Below are 15,205 nucleotides of genomic sequence, written 5' to 3'. Positions count from 1 at the left end.
GTTGTCGCCGCGTCCGGAAATGGTGGTGTTCGCGCATGTTGTCGTCCCACGTCGTGGACGCCTCGAAGGATTCGGCGGCCGGGATCGTCGTCCTCGACGGCGAGACCCTGCCGGTCGCCGACGTCGTCCGGCTGGCCGACGGCGCCGCCCGCCCGGTGCCCGGAGCCGAGGCGATGCGCCGCGCCGAGCACGCCTGGCACACCGCCCGTGAACTCGCCGCCTCCGGGCGGGTGTACGGCCGCTCGACCGGCGTCGGCGCCAACCGCAGCGAGGCCGTGCCGACCGAAGCCGCCGCCGGGCACGGGCTTCGCCTGCTGCGCAGCCACGCCGGGGCGATCGGCGCCCCGCTGCCCGCCCGGGAGGTCCGCGCGATGCTCGCGGTGCGGGCCAACCAGCTGCTGGCCGGCGGCGCGGGCCTGCGCCCCACCGTCGTCGGCGCGCTGTGCGAGGCCCTGGAGGCCGGGGCGCATCCGGTGGTCAACGAGTTCGGCTCGGTCGGCACCGGGGACATCGCCGCCCTCTCCCAGGTGGGCCTCGCGCTCGCCGGTGAACACCCCTGGCAGGGCGGCCCCGAGCCCGAGGCGCAGCCCCTCGACAACAACGACGCCCTCGCCCTGATCAGCTCCAACGCGCTCACCCTCGGCCAAGCCGCGCTCGCCCTCGACGAACTGCGCCGCCTGATCGCGGCCACCGAGATCGTCGGCGCCTTCTCGCTGCTCGCGGTCGACGGCTCGTACGAGGCGTACGCGGAGCCGGTGCACGCGGCCCGCCCGCACCCCGGCTCCTACGCCACCGCCGCCCGCATGCGCGAACTGCTCGGCGCCCCCGAACGGCCCACCCCGCCGCTCGGCCGCATCCAGGACCCGTACGGCTTCCGCTGTCTGCCGCAGATCCACGGGCCCGCGCACGACGCGGCCGACGCCCTGGAGCGGGTGCTGGCGGTCGAGATCAACGCCGCCGCCGAGAACCCGCTGATCTCGTCCGACGACCTCGCCGCCTACCACCACGGCGGCTTCTACCTGGCCCAACTCGCCCTGGCACTCGACCACTTCAGGCTCTCGGTCACCCAGGTCGCGCGACTGTCCACCTCGCGCCTGTCCGCGCTCAACGAGCCCGCCTACACCCGGCTCAAGCCCTTCCTCTCGGACGGCGAGGCCGCCTCGTCGGGCGTGATGATCCTGGAGTACGCGGCCGGCGCCGCCCTCGGTGATCTGCGGGCCTTCGCCGCCCCGGCCTCGCTCGGCCACGCTGTACTCTCTCGGGGCGTCGAGGAGCAGGCCAGCTTCGCCTCGCTCGCGGCCCGCCAGACACTGCGGCTCGGCGGGGCGCTCCGGCTCGTGGTGGGGTGCGAACTCGTCGCCGCGGTACGGGCGTTGCGCCAGCGCGGGCTGCGCCCCGACCCGGAGCTCCCGGTCGGGCGGGCGTACGCGCTCGCGGACGCGGTGCTCGACGAGGATGTCACCGACCGGCCGCTGACCGACGACGTCGACCGGGCGGCCGTACTGCTCGACCGGTTCAAGGACAGTCACGCATGAAGGACAGGCACGCATGAAGGGGGACGGCATGAGCGAGGGCCCTGCCGCACGGCTGCAACAGCTCTTCGAGGGGCACCGGCTCACCCCGACCCAGCGGCGCATCGCGCACTGCATGGTGCGCCGCGCCGCCGACGTGCCGTTCCTGTCCAGTGTCGAGCTCGCCGAACTCGCCGGGGTCAGCCAGCCGTCGGTGACCCGCTTCGCGGTCGCCCTCGGCTTCGACGGCTATCCGGCGCTGCGCCGCCATCTGCGCGAGGTCGCTCCCGCCGCGGCCGAGGCGGCCGTGGAGACCTCGTACAACGAGTACCAGCAGGCGGTGCGGGCCGAGATCGAGAACCTCCAGCACCTGGCCGGACTGCTCGCCGACCCGGGCCCGGTCGAGAACGCGGGCCGGCTCCTCGCGGCATCGCGGCCGCTGCCCGTGCTCGGCCTGCGCGCGGCCTCCTCGCAGGCCCGCGGCTTCGCCTACTTCGCCGCCAAGGTCCACCCGGACGTCCGGCTGCTCGACGAGGGCGGCACCATGCTGGCCGACCGGATCGACGCGGCCCTGCGGGCGGGCGCGTCGGCGCTGCTGTGCTTCGCGCTGCCGCGCCATCCCAAGGAGGTCGTGGAGGCGCTCGCGTACGCGCAGTCCGCGGGGCTCACCGTGGTGACCGTCGCCGACTCGGCGTTCGCGCCGGTCGCCAAGTACAGCGACCTGCTGATCCCGGCGGCGGTCGGCACCGGGCTCGCCTTCGACACGGCGTGCGCGCCGATGCTGCTCGGCCGGGTCCTTCTGGAGGCCATGTGCGACGACCTGCCGGACGCGCAGGCCCGCCTGGAGGAGTTCGACGCGCGGGCCGCCGCGCGGGGGCTGTTCGTGGAGTAGCGCCCCCGAGCCCCGCGTCCTGGGGCTCCGCCCCCAGACCCCCGTTCGCGCCTTAAGGGCGCTCGTCCTCAAACGCCGGACGGGCTGAAATGCCCCGCACCCGGCGCTGCTAGGGGCGCGGGGAACTGCGCGAACGGCCCCCACGGTCCGCAGCCGAAGAACTCTCCCCCGGAGGGTCTAGGGAAGGGGCGGGGTGGGGGACAACCACGCGACCGGCCACGCACCGTCCGCAGCCGAACGCACCCCTCTCACAAACCGCTCAGATTGCCCGGCTAACCTCCGCGCCAATCGGTTCGAGGCACGGAGGAGCGGAGACATGGGTCGCGGAGGCGTCGCGCTCGCGCGCGTGGCGGTGGTCGTACGGGCCGGGGCGGCCCCGCTGTGGTGGCTCGGCCTGCTGGCCGCGGCACTCGGGGCGGCGCTCCCGGTGAGCCTGGCGGGCCGCCGGATCGGGCTGCTCGCGGGCGCGGCCCTGTTCATCGTGGCCGCGGCCGTCGTGTTCGGGGCCCGGCGGCGGCGCTATACGCACTTCGCCGGGGCCGCGTCCCGCGCGGCCAAGGCGGACTTCCTCCAGGACCGGGCCGTGACCGTGCGCACCTGGCGGCGGGCGCGGCGCTGGTGGCTGCTGCTCGCCTTCGTGGCGGCGGCCGGGTCGTCCTTCGCACTGCCGGGCGCGGGCGGCCTGCTGATGGCGGGCGCGGGCGTCGGGCTCCGGCTCAAGGCGGCCTGGCTCGGCCGGACCGAGCACGCCGCCGACGCGCTGCTGTGGGTCCGTACCGACTGGGTGCCGCGCGGAGCGCCGGTGGGCAAGGCGGTACGGGGTTTTCGGACGACGGGCCCCGGTGCGGGCGACGCCGCGCCCGGCGGGGCGCGGCGTCGCTGAACGGCCCGTGAGGGGGCGGGAGTTCACACCTCCAGCCCCTTAGGGGGGCGGGAGTTCACACCTCCAGCGCGTCCTCGATCTTCTTCAGCTGGTGGCGGGCCATCGCCAGGTTGGCCCGCTTGTTGTCCAGGGCGAGGTAGAGGAACAGACCGCTGTTGCCGCGGCCCTTGAGGAGCCGGATGAGGTGGTACTGGGTGCCGAGCGTGATCAGGATGTCCTCGATCTCGTCCTTGAGGCCGAGCATCTCCATGGTCCGCAGTTTGGCGCGCACCACATCGGTGTTGCCCGCCGCGGCGACCGACAGGTCGAGCTCCTTGCCGCCGCCCAGCGTGCCGAGCGCCATGCCGCTGCTGTAGTCGACGAGGGCCGCGCCGAGGGCGCCCTCGATCGAGGTCATCGCTTCCTTGAGCGTGGTTTCGGTGTTGCTCATGGGTGTCGTCGTTCCTTTCCTTCGGGGGCTGTTCCGGCTCGGTGTGCCGGTGCCGTTCATGGGTTCTCCTGCCGGTCGAGGGCGCCGTCGATCAGCTCGCCGACGCGCGTGCTGGAGCGGCGGGCTTCGAGGTGCAGCCGGCCGACGTTGACGCGGGGCTCCGCGAGGAGGGTGAGCACGGCGTTGCAGCCCGCCGCGTACGTCGCGACGTAACCCGTCTCGCCGCGTACGAGGAGCTCGCGAAAGCCGCCCTGTCCGGTGGTCTCGGTCAGCCGCTGTGCGACGCCGAGGGCCGCCGCGGTGAGCGCCGCGACCCCTTCGACGGCATCGGCCGCGCCGTCCTGGGCGAGCACGAAACCGTCGGCGCTCGCCGCCAGCGCGCCGGTGAGCTGGGGCAGTCGGGCCCTCAACCGCCGCAGTTCTTCGAGGACTTCGGCGACTTCCGTCTCGGCCGCCATGAGCTGTCTCCTCTCGGCACGCTGCCGCAGTGCGCGGATCACAGCGTGGCCTCCAGTGCGTCGCGCAGCCGCCGCAGCAGCGCCACATCGGGGGTGGTCGTCTCGGCGGCCATCCGGGCGGCCCAGGCGTGGGTGTCCGGTGGCGGCGCGGGGGCGCGCGGGGACTCGACGGCCCCGAAGGCCGCCAGCCTGCGCATGTCGACCAGGGTGTGGAAGGCGGGCCGGCCGAGCAGCCGCGCGATGTCCAGCGGGGTGCGCACCCCGTCGGCCAGGGCGAGCACCGCCCGCTGGCGCGGGGTGAGCGGCGCGTCCGGCGGGCGCGTGCTGCGCACGACGGGGGCGGTGTCCAGGTCGGGGCAGCGCCAGATCGCCTCCAGGAGTTCCCGGCGGCGAGCGGCCTCCCGCTCCACCGCCTCGGCGGGCACCGGTCTGACCGGGCCCATCCAGTGGGCGACGCCGTACCGGAAGCGGGTGGGGCCGCTGGTGGGGGCGAGTGCGAAGAACGCCGCGTCGTGCAGCGCGGCGAGATGGCACATCTCCAGCTCGCCGTCGCCGACCTGGCCGCTCTCCACCAGGAACCGGCCGACCCGGCCGCGCGGCCCCGCCCGGTCCACCGCCTCCTGCCAGCCCTCGGGGCGCAGCCGCCCCGCGGCGGTGAGCAGCACGTCGATGCCGGGCGCCGCGGGGCTCTCCGCGTGGACCACCTGGCCGTCGCAGAGGTACAGGGTGCCCCGGTCCCGGAGCAGGGCACCGGTGGCCCGCTCGGTGACCAGGCGGACCAGCATGGGGGAGACGCCGTGCCGCGCCTCCCGGGGCGGCTTCTGTATCGCGGTGCTCATCACAGCACCAGCCGTTCGGCCAGATCGCGAAGCCGCAGCCGGGCGAGCGCGAGATTGCCCTCCTCGCGGTCCAGCCACAGATGCAGGAACACGCTGCTGTCGAAGGCCGTCTCGACGAAGCAGAGCACGTGATAGGCGGTACGGGTGGTGATGATCAGGTCCTCGACGGGCGGCCCGGTGGCCGCCGGGCCCGCGGCGCCTTCCGCGTGCGTGCCGAACCCGGGGTGTTCGGCGGCCGTACGCGCCAGTTCGGCGGTCTCGGCGGCCGTCGCCTCGTGGTCCCCGCCGGGCGCCTGGCCGATGGCGCCGAGCGCGAGCCCGCTCGTCCAGTCGGCCACGCCCGCCCCGAGCGCCCCGGGGAGCAGCATCGCCTCAAGCAGGCACTCGTCGATTCCGGGCACGCGGAACCCCCTCCCGGCGCGGCGCATGGATGTCACAAAGGGCCGCCGGAACGAGCGTGCGGCAGCGACCAAGACGTTACGCACCGTTGCAACCGCTGGTGGGAGTTCTGGCATTTTCCAGCGGCGCATGCCCCGCTTGGCTAGGGTGCGGCCCTTTGAGCGGAAACCGAACTCCTGGTGCGGGAGCGGCAGTTCGGGGCGAGGAGCGCTACGCCCGGGTGGTCACAGGAGCCCGTCGGTGTGGGCGCCGCCCGCCTCCGCGACCAGGTCCTCGATGGGCTGGGGATCGCGCACGGTCGCGAACCGGACACCCTCGGCGGTGGCCGTGAAGCCGTAAACGCCGGGCCTGGCCAGGGAGTTGTAGGAGTAATGATGGGCGAAATAGTAGGCGCCCGTGTCCAAAACCCCTGTGTAGTCGCCCTGTTCGAGCAGCGGCAGCGGGCGGTTCTCGGCGAGCAGATCGCCCGCGAAGCAGGCGGGGCCCGCGATGTCCTGGGCGACGGACGGGCCCGTCTTGGGCCGGCCCTTCGCGTCGTACGCCGCGATCCGCAGCGGCCAGGAGGCCGGCGCGTACACGGTGCGGGCGGCGATCTGCACCCCGGCGTGGGTGACCGCGATGGGGCGGCCGCCCGAGCTCTTCGCGTACTCGACCCGGGCGAGCACCGTGCCGTGTTTGGCGAGCAGCGAGCGGCCGAATTCGGTCACCAGGCCGTACCGGCCGTCGAACAGACCCGGCACCTCCTCCTTGAGGAGACGGGCGTAGGAGGCGTACGTCGGTGTCTCCTCGTCGGAGCCGAAGTTGACCGGAAGTCCTCCGCCGATGTCGATGGTGTCGACCTGTCGGCGTCCCACCGCCGCGTTGATCTCCTCGGCGAGCTCGTACGCGACCTTGACGCCCTGCGCCATGAGGGGGAGCGCCACGCCCTGCGAGCCCGAGTGCGTGTGCAGCCGGGTCAGCCAGGGGCGCTCGCGGTAGGCCCGGACCACCCGGTCACGCGCGCCGTCGTCGAGCAGCGCGACGCCGAACTTGGACGTGGCCGTCGCCGTGGACAGTGCGTCGATGGACCCGGCGCCGAGCTGGGGGTTGACCCGCAGGCCCACGGGCGAGGCGCTGGGCGCCGACGTCATGAACGCGTCGATGCGGGCCAGCTCCTGCGGGTTGTCCGCGTTCACGGCGATGCCGAGGGCGAGCGCCTCGCGCAGCTCGGCGGGGGTCTTGGCGGGGGAGTCGAGCACGGTGTCGGCGGCGGTCATTCCCGCGGCCCGGGCCAGCGCGAGCTCGCCGGGGCTGGCGACCTCGGCGCCGAGGCCTTCCGCGCGCAGCAGCCGGAGTACCGGCACGAGGGGGCACGCCTTCACGGCGAACGCGTGCAGCACGGGGGCGTCGGTGACGGCGGCGAAGGCGTCCCGCAGGGCTGCGGCGCCGGTGCGGATGCCGGTGGCGTCGAGGAGGGCGACGATGGGGGCGTCCGGCCCGGCCAGACCCTGCTCCACCGCGGCCCGCACGGCCTGATCGCGGCGCTCGGCCGCGGCGCCCTTGGCCGCGGAGGGCGTTGCCTGGGAAGTCATGCGATCAAGCCAATCACCGGGGCGGGCCGCCCGCAGAGCCTACGCCGCTATTGACTAGTTCTATTCAGTATCCCAGGATGTGAATAACTGGATCAGGTCACGAGGAGGCATCGCCATGTCAGGACCCCGCCCCGTACGGGCACCGCGCGGTACGGAACTGAGCGCCCTGGGATGGCAGCAGGAAGCCGCGCTGCGCATGCTCCAGAACAACCTCGACCCCGAGGTGGCCGAACACCCCGACAAGCTCGTCGTCTACGGCGGCACCGGCAAGGCCGCCCGCGACTGGCGCTCCTTCGACGCGATGGTGCGTACGCTGCGCACCCTCAAGCAGGACGAGACGATGCTGGTCCAGTCGGGCCGGCCCGTCGGCGTCATGCAGACGCACGAGTGGGCGCCCCGCGTCCTGATCGCCAACTCCAACCTCGTCGGCGACTGGGCCAACTGGGAGGAGTTCCGCCGTCTGGAGGCCCTCGGCCTGACGATGTACGGCCAGATGACGGCCGGCTCCTGGATCTACATCGGCACCCAGGGCATCCTCCAGGGCACCTACGAGACGTTCGCCGCGGTCGCCGCGAAGAAGTTCCACGGCACGCTGGCGGGGACGATCACCCTGACCGCCGGGCTCGGCGGCATGGGCGGCGCCCAGCCGCTCGCCGTGACGATGAACGACGGCGTCGCGATCTGTATCGACGTCGACCCGCGCGCCATCGAGCGCCGCATCGAGCACCGCTACCTGGATGTGAAGGCCGACTCCCTCGAACACGCCCTCCAGCTCGCCGTCGAGGCTCGCAACGCCCGCCGCCCGCTCTCCATCGGCCTGCTCGGCAACGCGGCGGAACTCCTCCCGCGGATGCTCGCCGAGGGCGCCCCGATCGACATCGTGACCGACCAGACCTCGGCCCACGACCCGCTCGCGTACCTCCCCGTCGGCGTCGACTTCGACGACATGGCCTCGTACGCGGCGAAGGACCCGGCGGGCTTCACCACTCGCGCGCGCGAGTCCATGGCGCAGCACGTCGAGGCGATGGTCGGCTTCATGGACGCCGGCGCCGAGGTCTTCGACTACGGCAACTCGATCCGGGGCGAGGCCCAACTGGCGGGCTACGCGCGGGCGTTCGACTTCCCCGGCTTCGTGCCGGCCTACATCCGCCCGCTGTTCTGCGAGGGCAAGGGCCCCTTCCGCTGGGCGGCCCTGTCGGGCGAGGCGTCCGACATCCACAAGACGGACAAGGCGCTCCTGGACCTGTTCCCGGAGAACGAGTCGCTGCACCGCTGGATCAAGATGGCGGGTGAGCGGGTCCACTTCCAGGGTCTGCCCGCGCGGATCTGCTGGCTCGGCCAGGGCGAGCGCGACAAGGCGGGCGACATGTTCAACGACATGGTCGGCAACGGCACGCTCGCGGCCCCGCTCGCGATCGGCCGCGACCACCTCGACTGCGGTTCGGTGGCCTCCCCGTACCGTGAGACCGAGGCGATGCTCGACGGCTCCGACGCGATCGCCGACTGGCCGCTCCTGAACGCCATGGTCAACGTGGCCTCCGGCGCGTCCTGGGTGTCCATCCACCACGGTGGCGGTGTGGGCATGGGCCGCTCCATCCACGCGGGCCAGGTCTCGGTGGCGGACGGCACGAAGCTGGCGGGCGAGAAGATCCGGCGCGTCCTCACGAACGACCCCGCGATGGGTGTCATCCGGCATGTCGATGCCGGGTACGACATCGCGGAGCGGGTGTCGGCGGAGAAGGGCGTGCGCGTTCCCATGCGGGAGGGTGAGAGCGAGTGACCTCTCCCTCTCCGACCCCGGCCGGACGGCGCCCCGGGGCTCCGCCCCGGACCCCGTTCGCGCCTGAAGGGCGCTCGTCCTCAAACGCCGGACAGGCTGAAATGCCCCTTGGGGGCGCGGGGAACGGCGCGACCGGCGACGTACGGTCCGCAGCCGAAGGCAACGCCCTCGACCCGGCCGGGGCCGCGGGGGCGTCTGCTTCCAATGCCGCCAGGGGCGCGGGGAACGGCGCGACCGGCCGCGTACGGTCCGCGGCCGGATCGCAGCCCGCGACGGGGGCCTCCTTTCAGGAGATGTGGCGCGAGCTCCAACCCATCGGCCGCGACAGCCAAACCCGCGGCTACCGCCGGCACGCCTGGACCGGGGCCGACGCCGACTGCCGGGACTGGTTCCGGGCGCAGGCCGAGTCCCGTGGGCTCACCTACGAACTGGACCGGAACGGCAACCAGTGGGCCTGGGCCGGTGACCCGGCGGCGGGCGACGCCGTCGTCACCGGCTCGCACCTGGACTCCGTCCCGGACGGCGGCGCCTTCGACGGCCCCCTCGGTGTGGTGTCCTCCTTCGCCGCACTCGATGAACTGCGGCGCAGGGGAACGGAGTTGACCCGACCCCTCGCCATCACCAACTTCGGCGACGAGGAGGGCGCCCGCTTCGGACTCGCCTGCGTCGGCTCCCGGCTCGCTGCGGGACAGCTCACCGCCGAGGCTGCGCACCGCCTGCGCGACCAGGACGGGATCAGCCTCGCGCAGGCCATGGAGCGGGCCGGATACGACCCGGACGCCATCGGCGCCGACCCCGAACGCCTCGCCCGCATCGGCGCGTTCGTGGAACTGCACGTCGAACAGGGCCGCGCGCTCGACCTGAGCGGCGACGCCGTGGGCATCGCCTCCGCCATCTGGCCGCACGGCCGCTGGCGGTTCGACTTCGCGGGCGAGGCCAACCACGCGGGCACCACCCGCCTGGTCGACCGCCGCGACCCGATGCTGACGTACGCCGAGACGGTCCTGGCCGCCCGCCGCGAGGCCGAACTCGCGGGCGCGGTCGCCACGTTCGGCAAGATCTCCTGCGAGCCCAACGGCGTCAACGCCATCCCCTCGATGGTGCGCGGCTGGCTCGACTCGCGGGCCGCCGACCAGTCCACCCTGGACACGGTCGTCGCCGCGATCGAGCGGGCCGCCAAGGAGCGCGCCGAGCGCGACGGCGTGGATCTCGACGTCGTACGGGAGTCGTTCACGCCCGTCGTGGAGTTCGAGCACGCCCTGCGGGACGAGATCGCCAAGATCCTCGGCGGTCACACCCCGGTGCTCGGCACCGGCGCGGGACACGACGCCGGAATCCTGTCCGGCTCGATCCCGACCGCCATGCTGTTCGTACGCAATCCCACCGGCGTCTCGCACTCCCCGGCCGAGTTCGCCGGCGAGGACGACTGCGTCGCCGGGGTGCTCGCGCTCGCCGATGTACTGGAGGGTCTGGCGTGCAGGTGACGTACTGGCTCGAACACGCCTGGCTCGACCCCGTGGTCGAGCCGGGCGTGGCCGTGGAGGTCGCCGACGACGGCCGGATCTCCGCCGTGCGCACGGGAGTCGAGGCACCGCCGCCCGGCGCGGTGGTGCTGCGCGGGTTCACCGTGCCCGGGCTCGCCAACGCCCACTCGCACGCCTTCCACCGGGCCCTGCGCTCCACCGTGCAGGTCGGCTCGGGAACGTTCTGGACCTGGCGCGAGATCATGTACCAGGTTGCGTCCCGGCTCACCCCGGACTCCTACCACGCGCTCGCCCGCGCGGTGTACGCGGAGATGGCGCTCGCCGGGATCACCGCCGTCGGCGAGTTCCACTATCTGCACCACGCTCCGGACGGCACCCCCTACGACGACCCCAACGCGATGGGCGAGGCCCTGATCGCCGCGGCCGCCGAGGCGGGCATCCGCATCACCCTGCTCGACACCGCCTACCTCTCCTCCGGCTTCGGGGCCGCCCCCGACCGCCACCAGCTGCGCTTCTCGGACGGCACCGCCGAGGCGTGGGCCGAGCGCTGCTCGGCGCTCAAGGAGCGGGGGCACGCGCGGATCGGCGCGGCCGTGCACTCCGTACGGGCCGTCCCCGCAAGGGAGTTGGGCACCGTCGCCGCATGGGCCGAGGCCCGGCGGGCCCCGCTCCACGTCCACCTCTCCGAGCAGACCGCGGAGAACGAGGGCTGCCTCGACGCGCACGGGATGACCCCCACGCAGCTGCTCGCCGAGCACGGGGTGCTCGGCGACCGGACCACGGGCGTGCACAACACCCACCTCACGGACGGGGACATCGCGCTCATCGGGTCCACCGCGACGGGCACCTGCATGTGCCCCACGACCGAGCGCGACCTCGCCGACGGCATCGGCCCCGCGGTCGCCCTCCAGCGCGCGGGCTCCCCGCTCTCGCTCGGCAGCGACAGCCACGCCGTCATCGACCTCCTCGAAGAGGCGCGCGCGATGGAGCTCGACGAGCGCCTCCGTACGCGGCGGCGGGGGCACTGGACGGCGGCCGCGCTGCTGCGGGCGGCGACGGCCGACGGTCACGCCGCGCTCGGCTGGCCGGAGGCCGGCCGCATCGAGCCCGGCGCCCCGGCCGACCTCGCCACGATCGCGCTGGACTCCGTCCGGACGGCGGGGGCGGTGCCGCGGCTCGCCGCGGAGACCGCGGTGTTCGCGGCGACGGCGTCCGACGTGCGGCACGTGGTGGTCGGCGGCCGGGTCGTGGTGCGGGACGGGGTCCACGCCCTGATACCGGATGCGGCCTCGGCCCTGTCCACGGCCGTAGCCGCCCTGAGAACGCAGTAGCCCCCGACCGCCCCGGGGCTCCGCCCCGGACCCCGATGGATCCCCCACCCCGCCCCTTCCCGCAACCCTCCGGGGGAGAGTTCGTCGGGTGCGGACCGTGGGGGCCGTTCGCGCAGTTCCCCGCGCCCCCAAAAGCCTCGATGCCGGCCCGCACAGGCAACCTCTGCCCGTCCGGCGTTCGGGGCGGAGCCCCAGCGGCCGACCCGGAGACGAACGAGAAAAGGAACCCATGCGCACCACCCTCGTGCGGAACATCGCCAGCCTCGTCACCAACGACCCCGAGAGGGGGGACGGGCCCCTCGGCCTGGTCGAGGACGCCGCCCTCGTCATCGAGGGCGAGCGGATCGCCTGGGCCGGCCGCACGGCCGAGGCCCCCGACGCCGACGACGTCGTCGACGCGCGGGGCCGGGCCGTCATCCCCGGCTTCGTCGACTCCCACTCCCACCTCGTCTTCGCGGGCGACCGGACCCAGGAGTTCAACGCCCGCATGAGCGGCCGGCCCTACCAGGCAGGCGGCATCCGCACCACCGTCACCGCCACCCGCGGCGCGAGCGACGAAGCGCTGGGCGCCAACGTCGCCCGCTACCTCGCGGAGGCACTGCGGCAGGGCACGACCACCCAGGAGACCAAGTCCGGGTACGGGCTGACCGTCGAGGACGAGGCCCGCGCACTGCGCATCGCGGCCGAGCACACCGACGAGGTCACCTATCTCGGCGCCCACATCGTGGCCCCCGAGTACGCCGACGACCCGGCGGCCTATGTCGCCCTGGTCACCGGCGAGATGCTCGACGCCTGCGCCCCGTACGCCCGTTGGATCGACGTGTTCTGCGAGAAGGGCGCCTTCGACGGAGACCAGGCGCGGGCCGTCCTCACCGCGGGCCGGGCCAAGGGGCTGCTGGCGCGCGTCCACGCCAACCAGCTCACCCACGGGCCCGGCGTACAGCTCGCCGTGGAGCTGGACGCCGCCTCCGCCGACCACTGCACCCACCTCACGGACGCGGACGTCGACGCGCTCGCCAACAGCACGACGGTCGCGACCCTGCTGCCCGGCGCCGAGTTCTCCACCCGGGCGCAATGGCCGGACGCGCGGCGGCTGTTGGACGCGGGTGCGACCGTCGCGCTGTCCACCGACTGCAACCCGGGCTCGTCCTTCACGTCCTCGATGCCGTTCTGCATCGCGCTCGCCGTACGCGACATGGGGATGACGCCGGACGAGGCGCTCTGGTCGGCGACCGCGGGCGGCGCCGCCGCACTGCGCCGCACCGACATCGGACGCCTGACTCCCGGCGCCCGCGCGGACCTGGCGTTCCTGGACGCGCCCTCGCACGTCCACCTCGCCTACCGCCCGGGCGTGCCGCTGGTCGGCGAGGTCTGGCGGGCGGGCCACCGGGTCTGAGCACGGTCTTCGGCTTGATGGGGCCCGGCCGGTGGCGTGGAAGGGCCGGGCCCCGGCGTGGACGAGGGAGGGGCGGAGCCGACCGGGGCGGCCGTCGCCGGCCCGGTCGTCCTGCGTTCGGGAACCGCCGGATCCGGCTCCCGGGCGGCGGGTACGGCAGCACTGCCGCCGTACCCGCCGCCCCGCACTGAACTCCGCTGCCACAGCCTTTCCTCCACCGGCTGTGCCTCCTTCGCCCGCGCGGCCCTCCCCGGACCGCTGCGCCTCCGGTTACGTACGGGAAGACGCCCGGAACCCGGGGTGCCGGTTCCCCGGCCGAGAGGGCGCACGGGAGCGCGATTGCCCAGTGAATATGCGCCGCACGCCCCTCGGCCTCCGGAGCGCGGACGACCTGTGGAGCTCAGGACCCGCCTGTGGGGCTCAGGACACCCGCCTCGGGCGCTCAGGACCGGGCCCATGGGCTCAGGACGCGGCCAGGCGTTCGATCTCCGTCGTCTCACCCTTCGCGAGCAGCCCGAAGAGCCGCAGCACCTCGTCCTTGGCCACCCCCGAGATCTGCCGCGGCTGCGCGTCCGGCTCGTCGAGGTTCTCCCAGAGGAGCCAGAGCAGCTCGCCGCTCGGGAAGGCGCTCAGGGACCAGCCGTTCTCATGGGTCAGGGAGACATCGGGGTGCTCGTCGTCGGCGTCGGCCAGGCCGTCGAGGATCGTGCGCATCGTCGCCTCGTCGGGCTCTTCGACGGAGGTGCCCGACAGGTCGGTCATGAAGTAGCTCATACGGTGCATTAGCTCACGCCGGGCGCCCCATCCGTAGGGCGGCCCCCGCCCGTACCGTCCCCTCGCGCCGGTCATGAAGCGGCCAAAACGACGACGGCGTACCAAGCGTCTCCGTATGGTCACAAACTGCGGGAGGGTACCTACCGTCGGGTGAAATCGACCGGTACCGTCCTGGGTCAGCGTGGCTCGGGGGAGACCGGGGGGTCGAAGTGAGCAGTCTGCGCGGGAGCGGCGCCGCCGAGGGGGCCGGGAGCACGAGAGTGGCCAGGCCCGGCGATCTGAGCGCCGCGGAGCTGGAGATCTGGCGTGAACTGCGGGCCAAGTCGCAGGCGCCGCAGAATCCTTTCATGGAACCGGAGTTCACCCTGGCGGTCGGCCGGGTGCGCTCCTCGGCGCGGGTGGCCGTGGTGTACGAGGGTGGGGAGCCGGCGGCCTTCTTCCCCTACATGCGGGGCAGGTTGGGGCAGGGGCGCGCCATCGGGTCGGGTGTCTCGGACTGTCAGGGGATCGTCGCGCGACCCCAACTGGCTCTCAGTGTCGGCGAGTTGCTGCGCTCCTGTGGGCTCTCCTCCTGGGAGTTCGACAATCTGGAGGACGGCCAGTCCCTGTTCGTGGCGGAGGCCGCCGCCGAGTACGCCTCCTTCGTGATCGACGTGGGAGCCGGATACGCGGCGTACGAAACGGTCCTCCGGGAGCGGTCGCCGAAGTTCTTCAGGACCACCACGGCCAAGGAACGCAGGCTCGGGCGGCAGGCGGGCGAGGTCCGGTTCGTCTTCGACGAGCGGGACCCGGCGGCGCTGGCCCGGCTCATGGAGTGGAAGTCCGCGCAGTACCGCCGCACCGGGCGGCGCGACCGGTTCGCCCAGGAGTGGATCAGCACCCTGGTGCACCAGCTCGCCCACACCCGTGCGCCCGGCTGCTCGGGGGTGCTCTCGGTGCTGTACGCCGGGGACGCGCCGGTCGCCGCCCACTTCGGGCTGCGCTCGCGCACCGTCCTCGCCTGCTGGTTCCCGGCGTACGACCCGGAGTACGCCAAGTACTCGCCCGGCCTCGTGCTCCATCTGCGGATGGCGCAGGCCGCCGCCGCCGAGGGCATCGGGATGCTGGACCTCGGGCGGGGGGCCGCCGAGTACAAGGAGGCCCTGAAGACCGGCGAGATACCGGTGTACGAGGGGGCCGCCACCCGGCCCGGCACGGGCGCGCTGCTGCACTGGATCGGCCGGGAGCCCTCCCGCCGGGCCCACGGGTTCGTACGGGAACGGCCGAGGCTCGCCGAGTTCGCGCAGCGCAGCCTCAAGCGGGCCGCACGGTTGCGCGGCGCCGGAAGCTAGCCCAAGTCGGGGCGCGGCCGTCGAGGCCATCGGAAGACCCGGAGCACGGGGGGAAAGCACAGTGTCGGACAGACCGTCGCAGGCATCGCAGCGGCCACGGGCCCAGGACCTGGAGAGACAGCGCGG

At 73.7% G+C, this 15,205-nt stretch carries 14 protein-coding genes; 8 read left to right on the top strand and 6 right to left on the bottom strand.

Annotated elements, in window-relative coordinates; all coding sequences use genetic code 11:
• Nucleotides 1-35 precede the first annotated feature (35 nt).
• The 3 genes from IE267_RS14630 (at nucleotide 36) to IE267_RS14620 (ending at nucleotide 3,286) form a co-directional block, all read left to right on the top strand.
• Nucleotides 36-1,535 carry an aromatic amino acid ammonia-lyase gene (locus IE267_RS14630; protein WP_189763534.1) on the top strand — a complete coding sequence of 500 codons (1,500 nt, stop codon included), beginning with the start codon at nucleotides 36-38 and terminating at the stop codon, nucleotides 1,533-1,535.
• A gap of 28 nt (nucleotides 1,536-1,563) precedes the next feature.
• Complete coding sequence (locus IE267_RS14625) at nucleotides 1,564-2,403, top strand: MurR/RpiR family transcriptional regulator (protein ID WP_161248381.1); 840 nt, start codon at nucleotides 1,564-1,566, stop codon at nucleotides 2,401-2,403.
• 316 nt (nucleotides 2,404-2,719) lie between these two features.
• Nucleotides 2,720-3,286: a hypothetical protein gene (locus IE267_RS14620; protein WP_189763533.1), complete on the top strand. Its 567-nt coding sequence runs from the start codon at nucleotides 2,720-2,722 to the stop codon at nucleotides 3,284-3,286.
• Nucleotides 3,287-3,341: 55 nt separating this feature from the next.
• Here IE267_RS14620 and IE267_RS14615 read toward each other — a convergent pair whose 3' ends face one another.
• From IE267_RS14615 to IE267_RS14595, 5 genes are all read right to left on the bottom strand, one after another.
• Entirely contained in the window at nucleotides 3,342-3,716 is a 375-nt protein-coding gene (locus IE267_RS14615) for a hypothetical protein (protein ID WP_167159464.1), read from the bottom strand.
• Nucleotides 3,717-3,772: 56 nt separating this feature from the next.
• Nucleotides 3,773-4,174 (bottom strand): roadblock/LC7 domain-containing protein, encoded by a 402-nt coding sequence (locus IE267_RS14610; RefSeq protein WP_189763532.1) that lies wholly within the window; start codon nucleotides 4,172-4,174, stop codon nucleotides 3,773-3,775.
• A 38-nt stretch (nucleotides 4,175-4,212) separates the two neighbouring features.
• The gene (locus tag IE267_RS14605) at nucleotides 4,213-5,013 is read right to left on the bottom strand and encodes a transcriptional regulator (protein WP_189763531.1); all 801 of its coding nucleotides are present in this window, start codon (nucleotides 5,011-5,013) and stop codon (nucleotides 4,213-4,215) included.
• Nucleotides 5,013-5,414, bottom strand: coding sequence for a hypothetical protein (locus tag IE267_RS14600; RefSeq protein ID WP_167159467.1), 402 nt, complete (start codon nucleotides 5,412-5,414; stop codon nucleotides 5,013-5,015). The genes IE267_RS14605 and IE267_RS14600 overlap by 1 nt, the downstream gene beginning before the upstream one ends.
• 222 nt (nucleotides 5,415-5,636) lie before the next feature.
• Entirely contained in the window at nucleotides 5,637-6,983 is a 1,347-nt protein-coding gene (locus IE267_RS14595; RefSeq protein WP_189763530.1) for a type III PLP-dependent enzyme domain-containing protein, read from the bottom strand.
• Between the two features lie 115 nt (nucleotides 6,984-7,098).
• On the opposite strand from IE267_RS14595, the gene hutU reads away from it, so the two are divergent.
• The 4 genes from hutU to hutI all read left to right on the top strand — a co-directional run bounded on the left by hutU (nucleotide 7,099) and on the right by hutI (nucleotide 12,974).
• Nucleotides 7,099-8,763, top strand: coding sequence for a urocanate hydratase (gene hutU / locus IE267_RS14590; RefSeq protein WP_189763529.1), 1,665 nt, complete (start codon nucleotides 7,099-7,101; stop codon nucleotides 8,761-8,763).
• Nucleotides 8,764-9,056: 293 nt separating this feature from the next.
• Complete coding sequence (locus IE267_RS14585) at nucleotides 9,057-10,247, top strand: allantoate amidohydrolase (protein WP_189763751.1); 1,191 nt, start codon at nucleotides 9,057-9,059, stop codon at nucleotides 10,245-10,247.
• Nucleotides 10,238-11,578, top strand: coding sequence for a formimidoylglutamate deiminase (locus IE267_RS14580; RefSeq protein WP_189763528.1), 1,341 nt, complete (start codon nucleotides 10,238-10,240; stop codon nucleotides 11,576-11,578). The genes IE267_RS14585 and IE267_RS14580 overlap by 10 nt, the downstream gene beginning before the upstream one ends.
• 229 nt (nucleotides 11,579-11,807) lie before the next feature.
• On the top strand, nucleotides 11,808-12,974 hold the full coding sequence (gene hutI / locus IE267_RS14575) for an imidazolonepropionase (protein ID WP_167152900.1): 1,167 nt from the start codon (nucleotides 11,808-11,810) through the stop codon (nucleotides 12,972-12,974).
• Between the two features lie 462 nt (nucleotides 12,975-13,436).
• Here the strand turns inward: hutI and IE267_RS14570 are convergent, their stop codons facing one another.
• Nucleotides 13,437-13,748, bottom strand: coding sequence for a hypothetical protein (locus IE267_RS14570; RefSeq protein WP_190027078.1), 312 nt, complete (start codon nucleotides 13,746-13,748; stop codon nucleotides 13,437-13,439).
• 209 nt (nucleotides 13,749-13,957) lie between these two features.
• Between IE267_RS14570 and IE267_RS14565 the strand changes: the two genes are divergently transcribed.
• Nucleotides 13,958-15,079 carry a GNAT family N-acetyltransferase gene (locus tag IE267_RS14565; RefSeq protein ID WP_229861177.1) on the top strand — a complete coding sequence of 374 codons (1,122 nt, stop codon included), beginning with the start codon at nucleotides 13,958-13,960 and terminating at the stop codon, nucleotides 15,077-15,079.
• The last annotated feature ends 126 nt before the right edge of the window (nucleotides 15,080-15,205 follow it).

Origin of the sequence: Streptomyces xanthochromogenes, assembly GCF_014650455.1 — a bacterium.
GTDB lineage: Bacteria > Actinomycetota > Actinomycetes > Streptomycetales > Streptomycetaceae > Streptomyces > Streptomyces xanthochromogenes.
This window is presented reverse-complemented; position numbering and strand designations above follow the sequence as displayed.

Excerpts from the sequence above, each read along its gene's own strand:
- IE267_RS14585 (WP_189763751.1), top strand. The coding sequence starts at position 9,057 with ATGTGGCGCGAGCTCCAACCCATCGGCCGCGACAGCCAAACCCGCGGC.
- IE267_RS14615 (WP_167159464.1), bottom strand. The coding sequence starts at position 3,716 with ATGAGCAACACCGAAACCACGCTCAAGGAAGCGATGACCTCGATCGAG.
- IE267_RS14630 (WP_189763534.1), top strand. The coding sequence starts at position 36 with ATGTTGTCGTCCCACGTCGTGGACGCCTCGAAGGATTCGGCGGCCGGG.
- IE267_RS14570 (WP_190027078.1), bottom strand. The coding sequence starts at position 13,748 with ATGAGCTACTTCATGACCGACCTGTCGGGCACCTCCGTCGAAGAGCCC.
- IE267_RS14625 (WP_161248381.1), top strand. The coding sequence starts at position 1,564 with ATGAGCGAGGGCCCTGCCGCACGGCTGCAACAGCTCTTCGAGGGGCAC.
- IE267_RS14610 (WP_189763532.1), bottom strand. The coding sequence starts at position 4,174 with ATGGCGGCCGAGACGGAAGTCGCCGAAGTCCTCGAAGAACTGCGGCGG.
- hutU (WP_189763529.1), top strand. The coding sequence starts at position 7,099 with ATGTCAGGACCCCGCCCCGTACGGGCACCGCGCGGTACGGAACTGAGC.
- hutI (WP_167152900.1), top strand. The coding sequence starts at position 11,808 with ATGCGCACCACCCTCGTGCGGAACATCGCCAGCCTCGTCACCAACGAC.
- IE267_RS14605 (WP_189763531.1), bottom strand. The coding sequence starts at position 5,013 with ATGAGCACCGCGATACAGAAGCCGCCCCGGGAGGCGCGGCACGGCGTC.
- IE267_RS14620 (WP_189763533.1), top strand. The coding sequence starts at position 2,720 with ATGGGTCGCGGAGGCGTCGCGCTCGCGCGCGTGGCGGTGGTCGTACGG.
- IE267_RS14595 (WP_189763530.1), bottom strand. The coding sequence starts at position 6,983 with ATGACTTCCCAGGCAACGCCCTCCGCGGCCAAGGGCGCCGCGGCCGAG.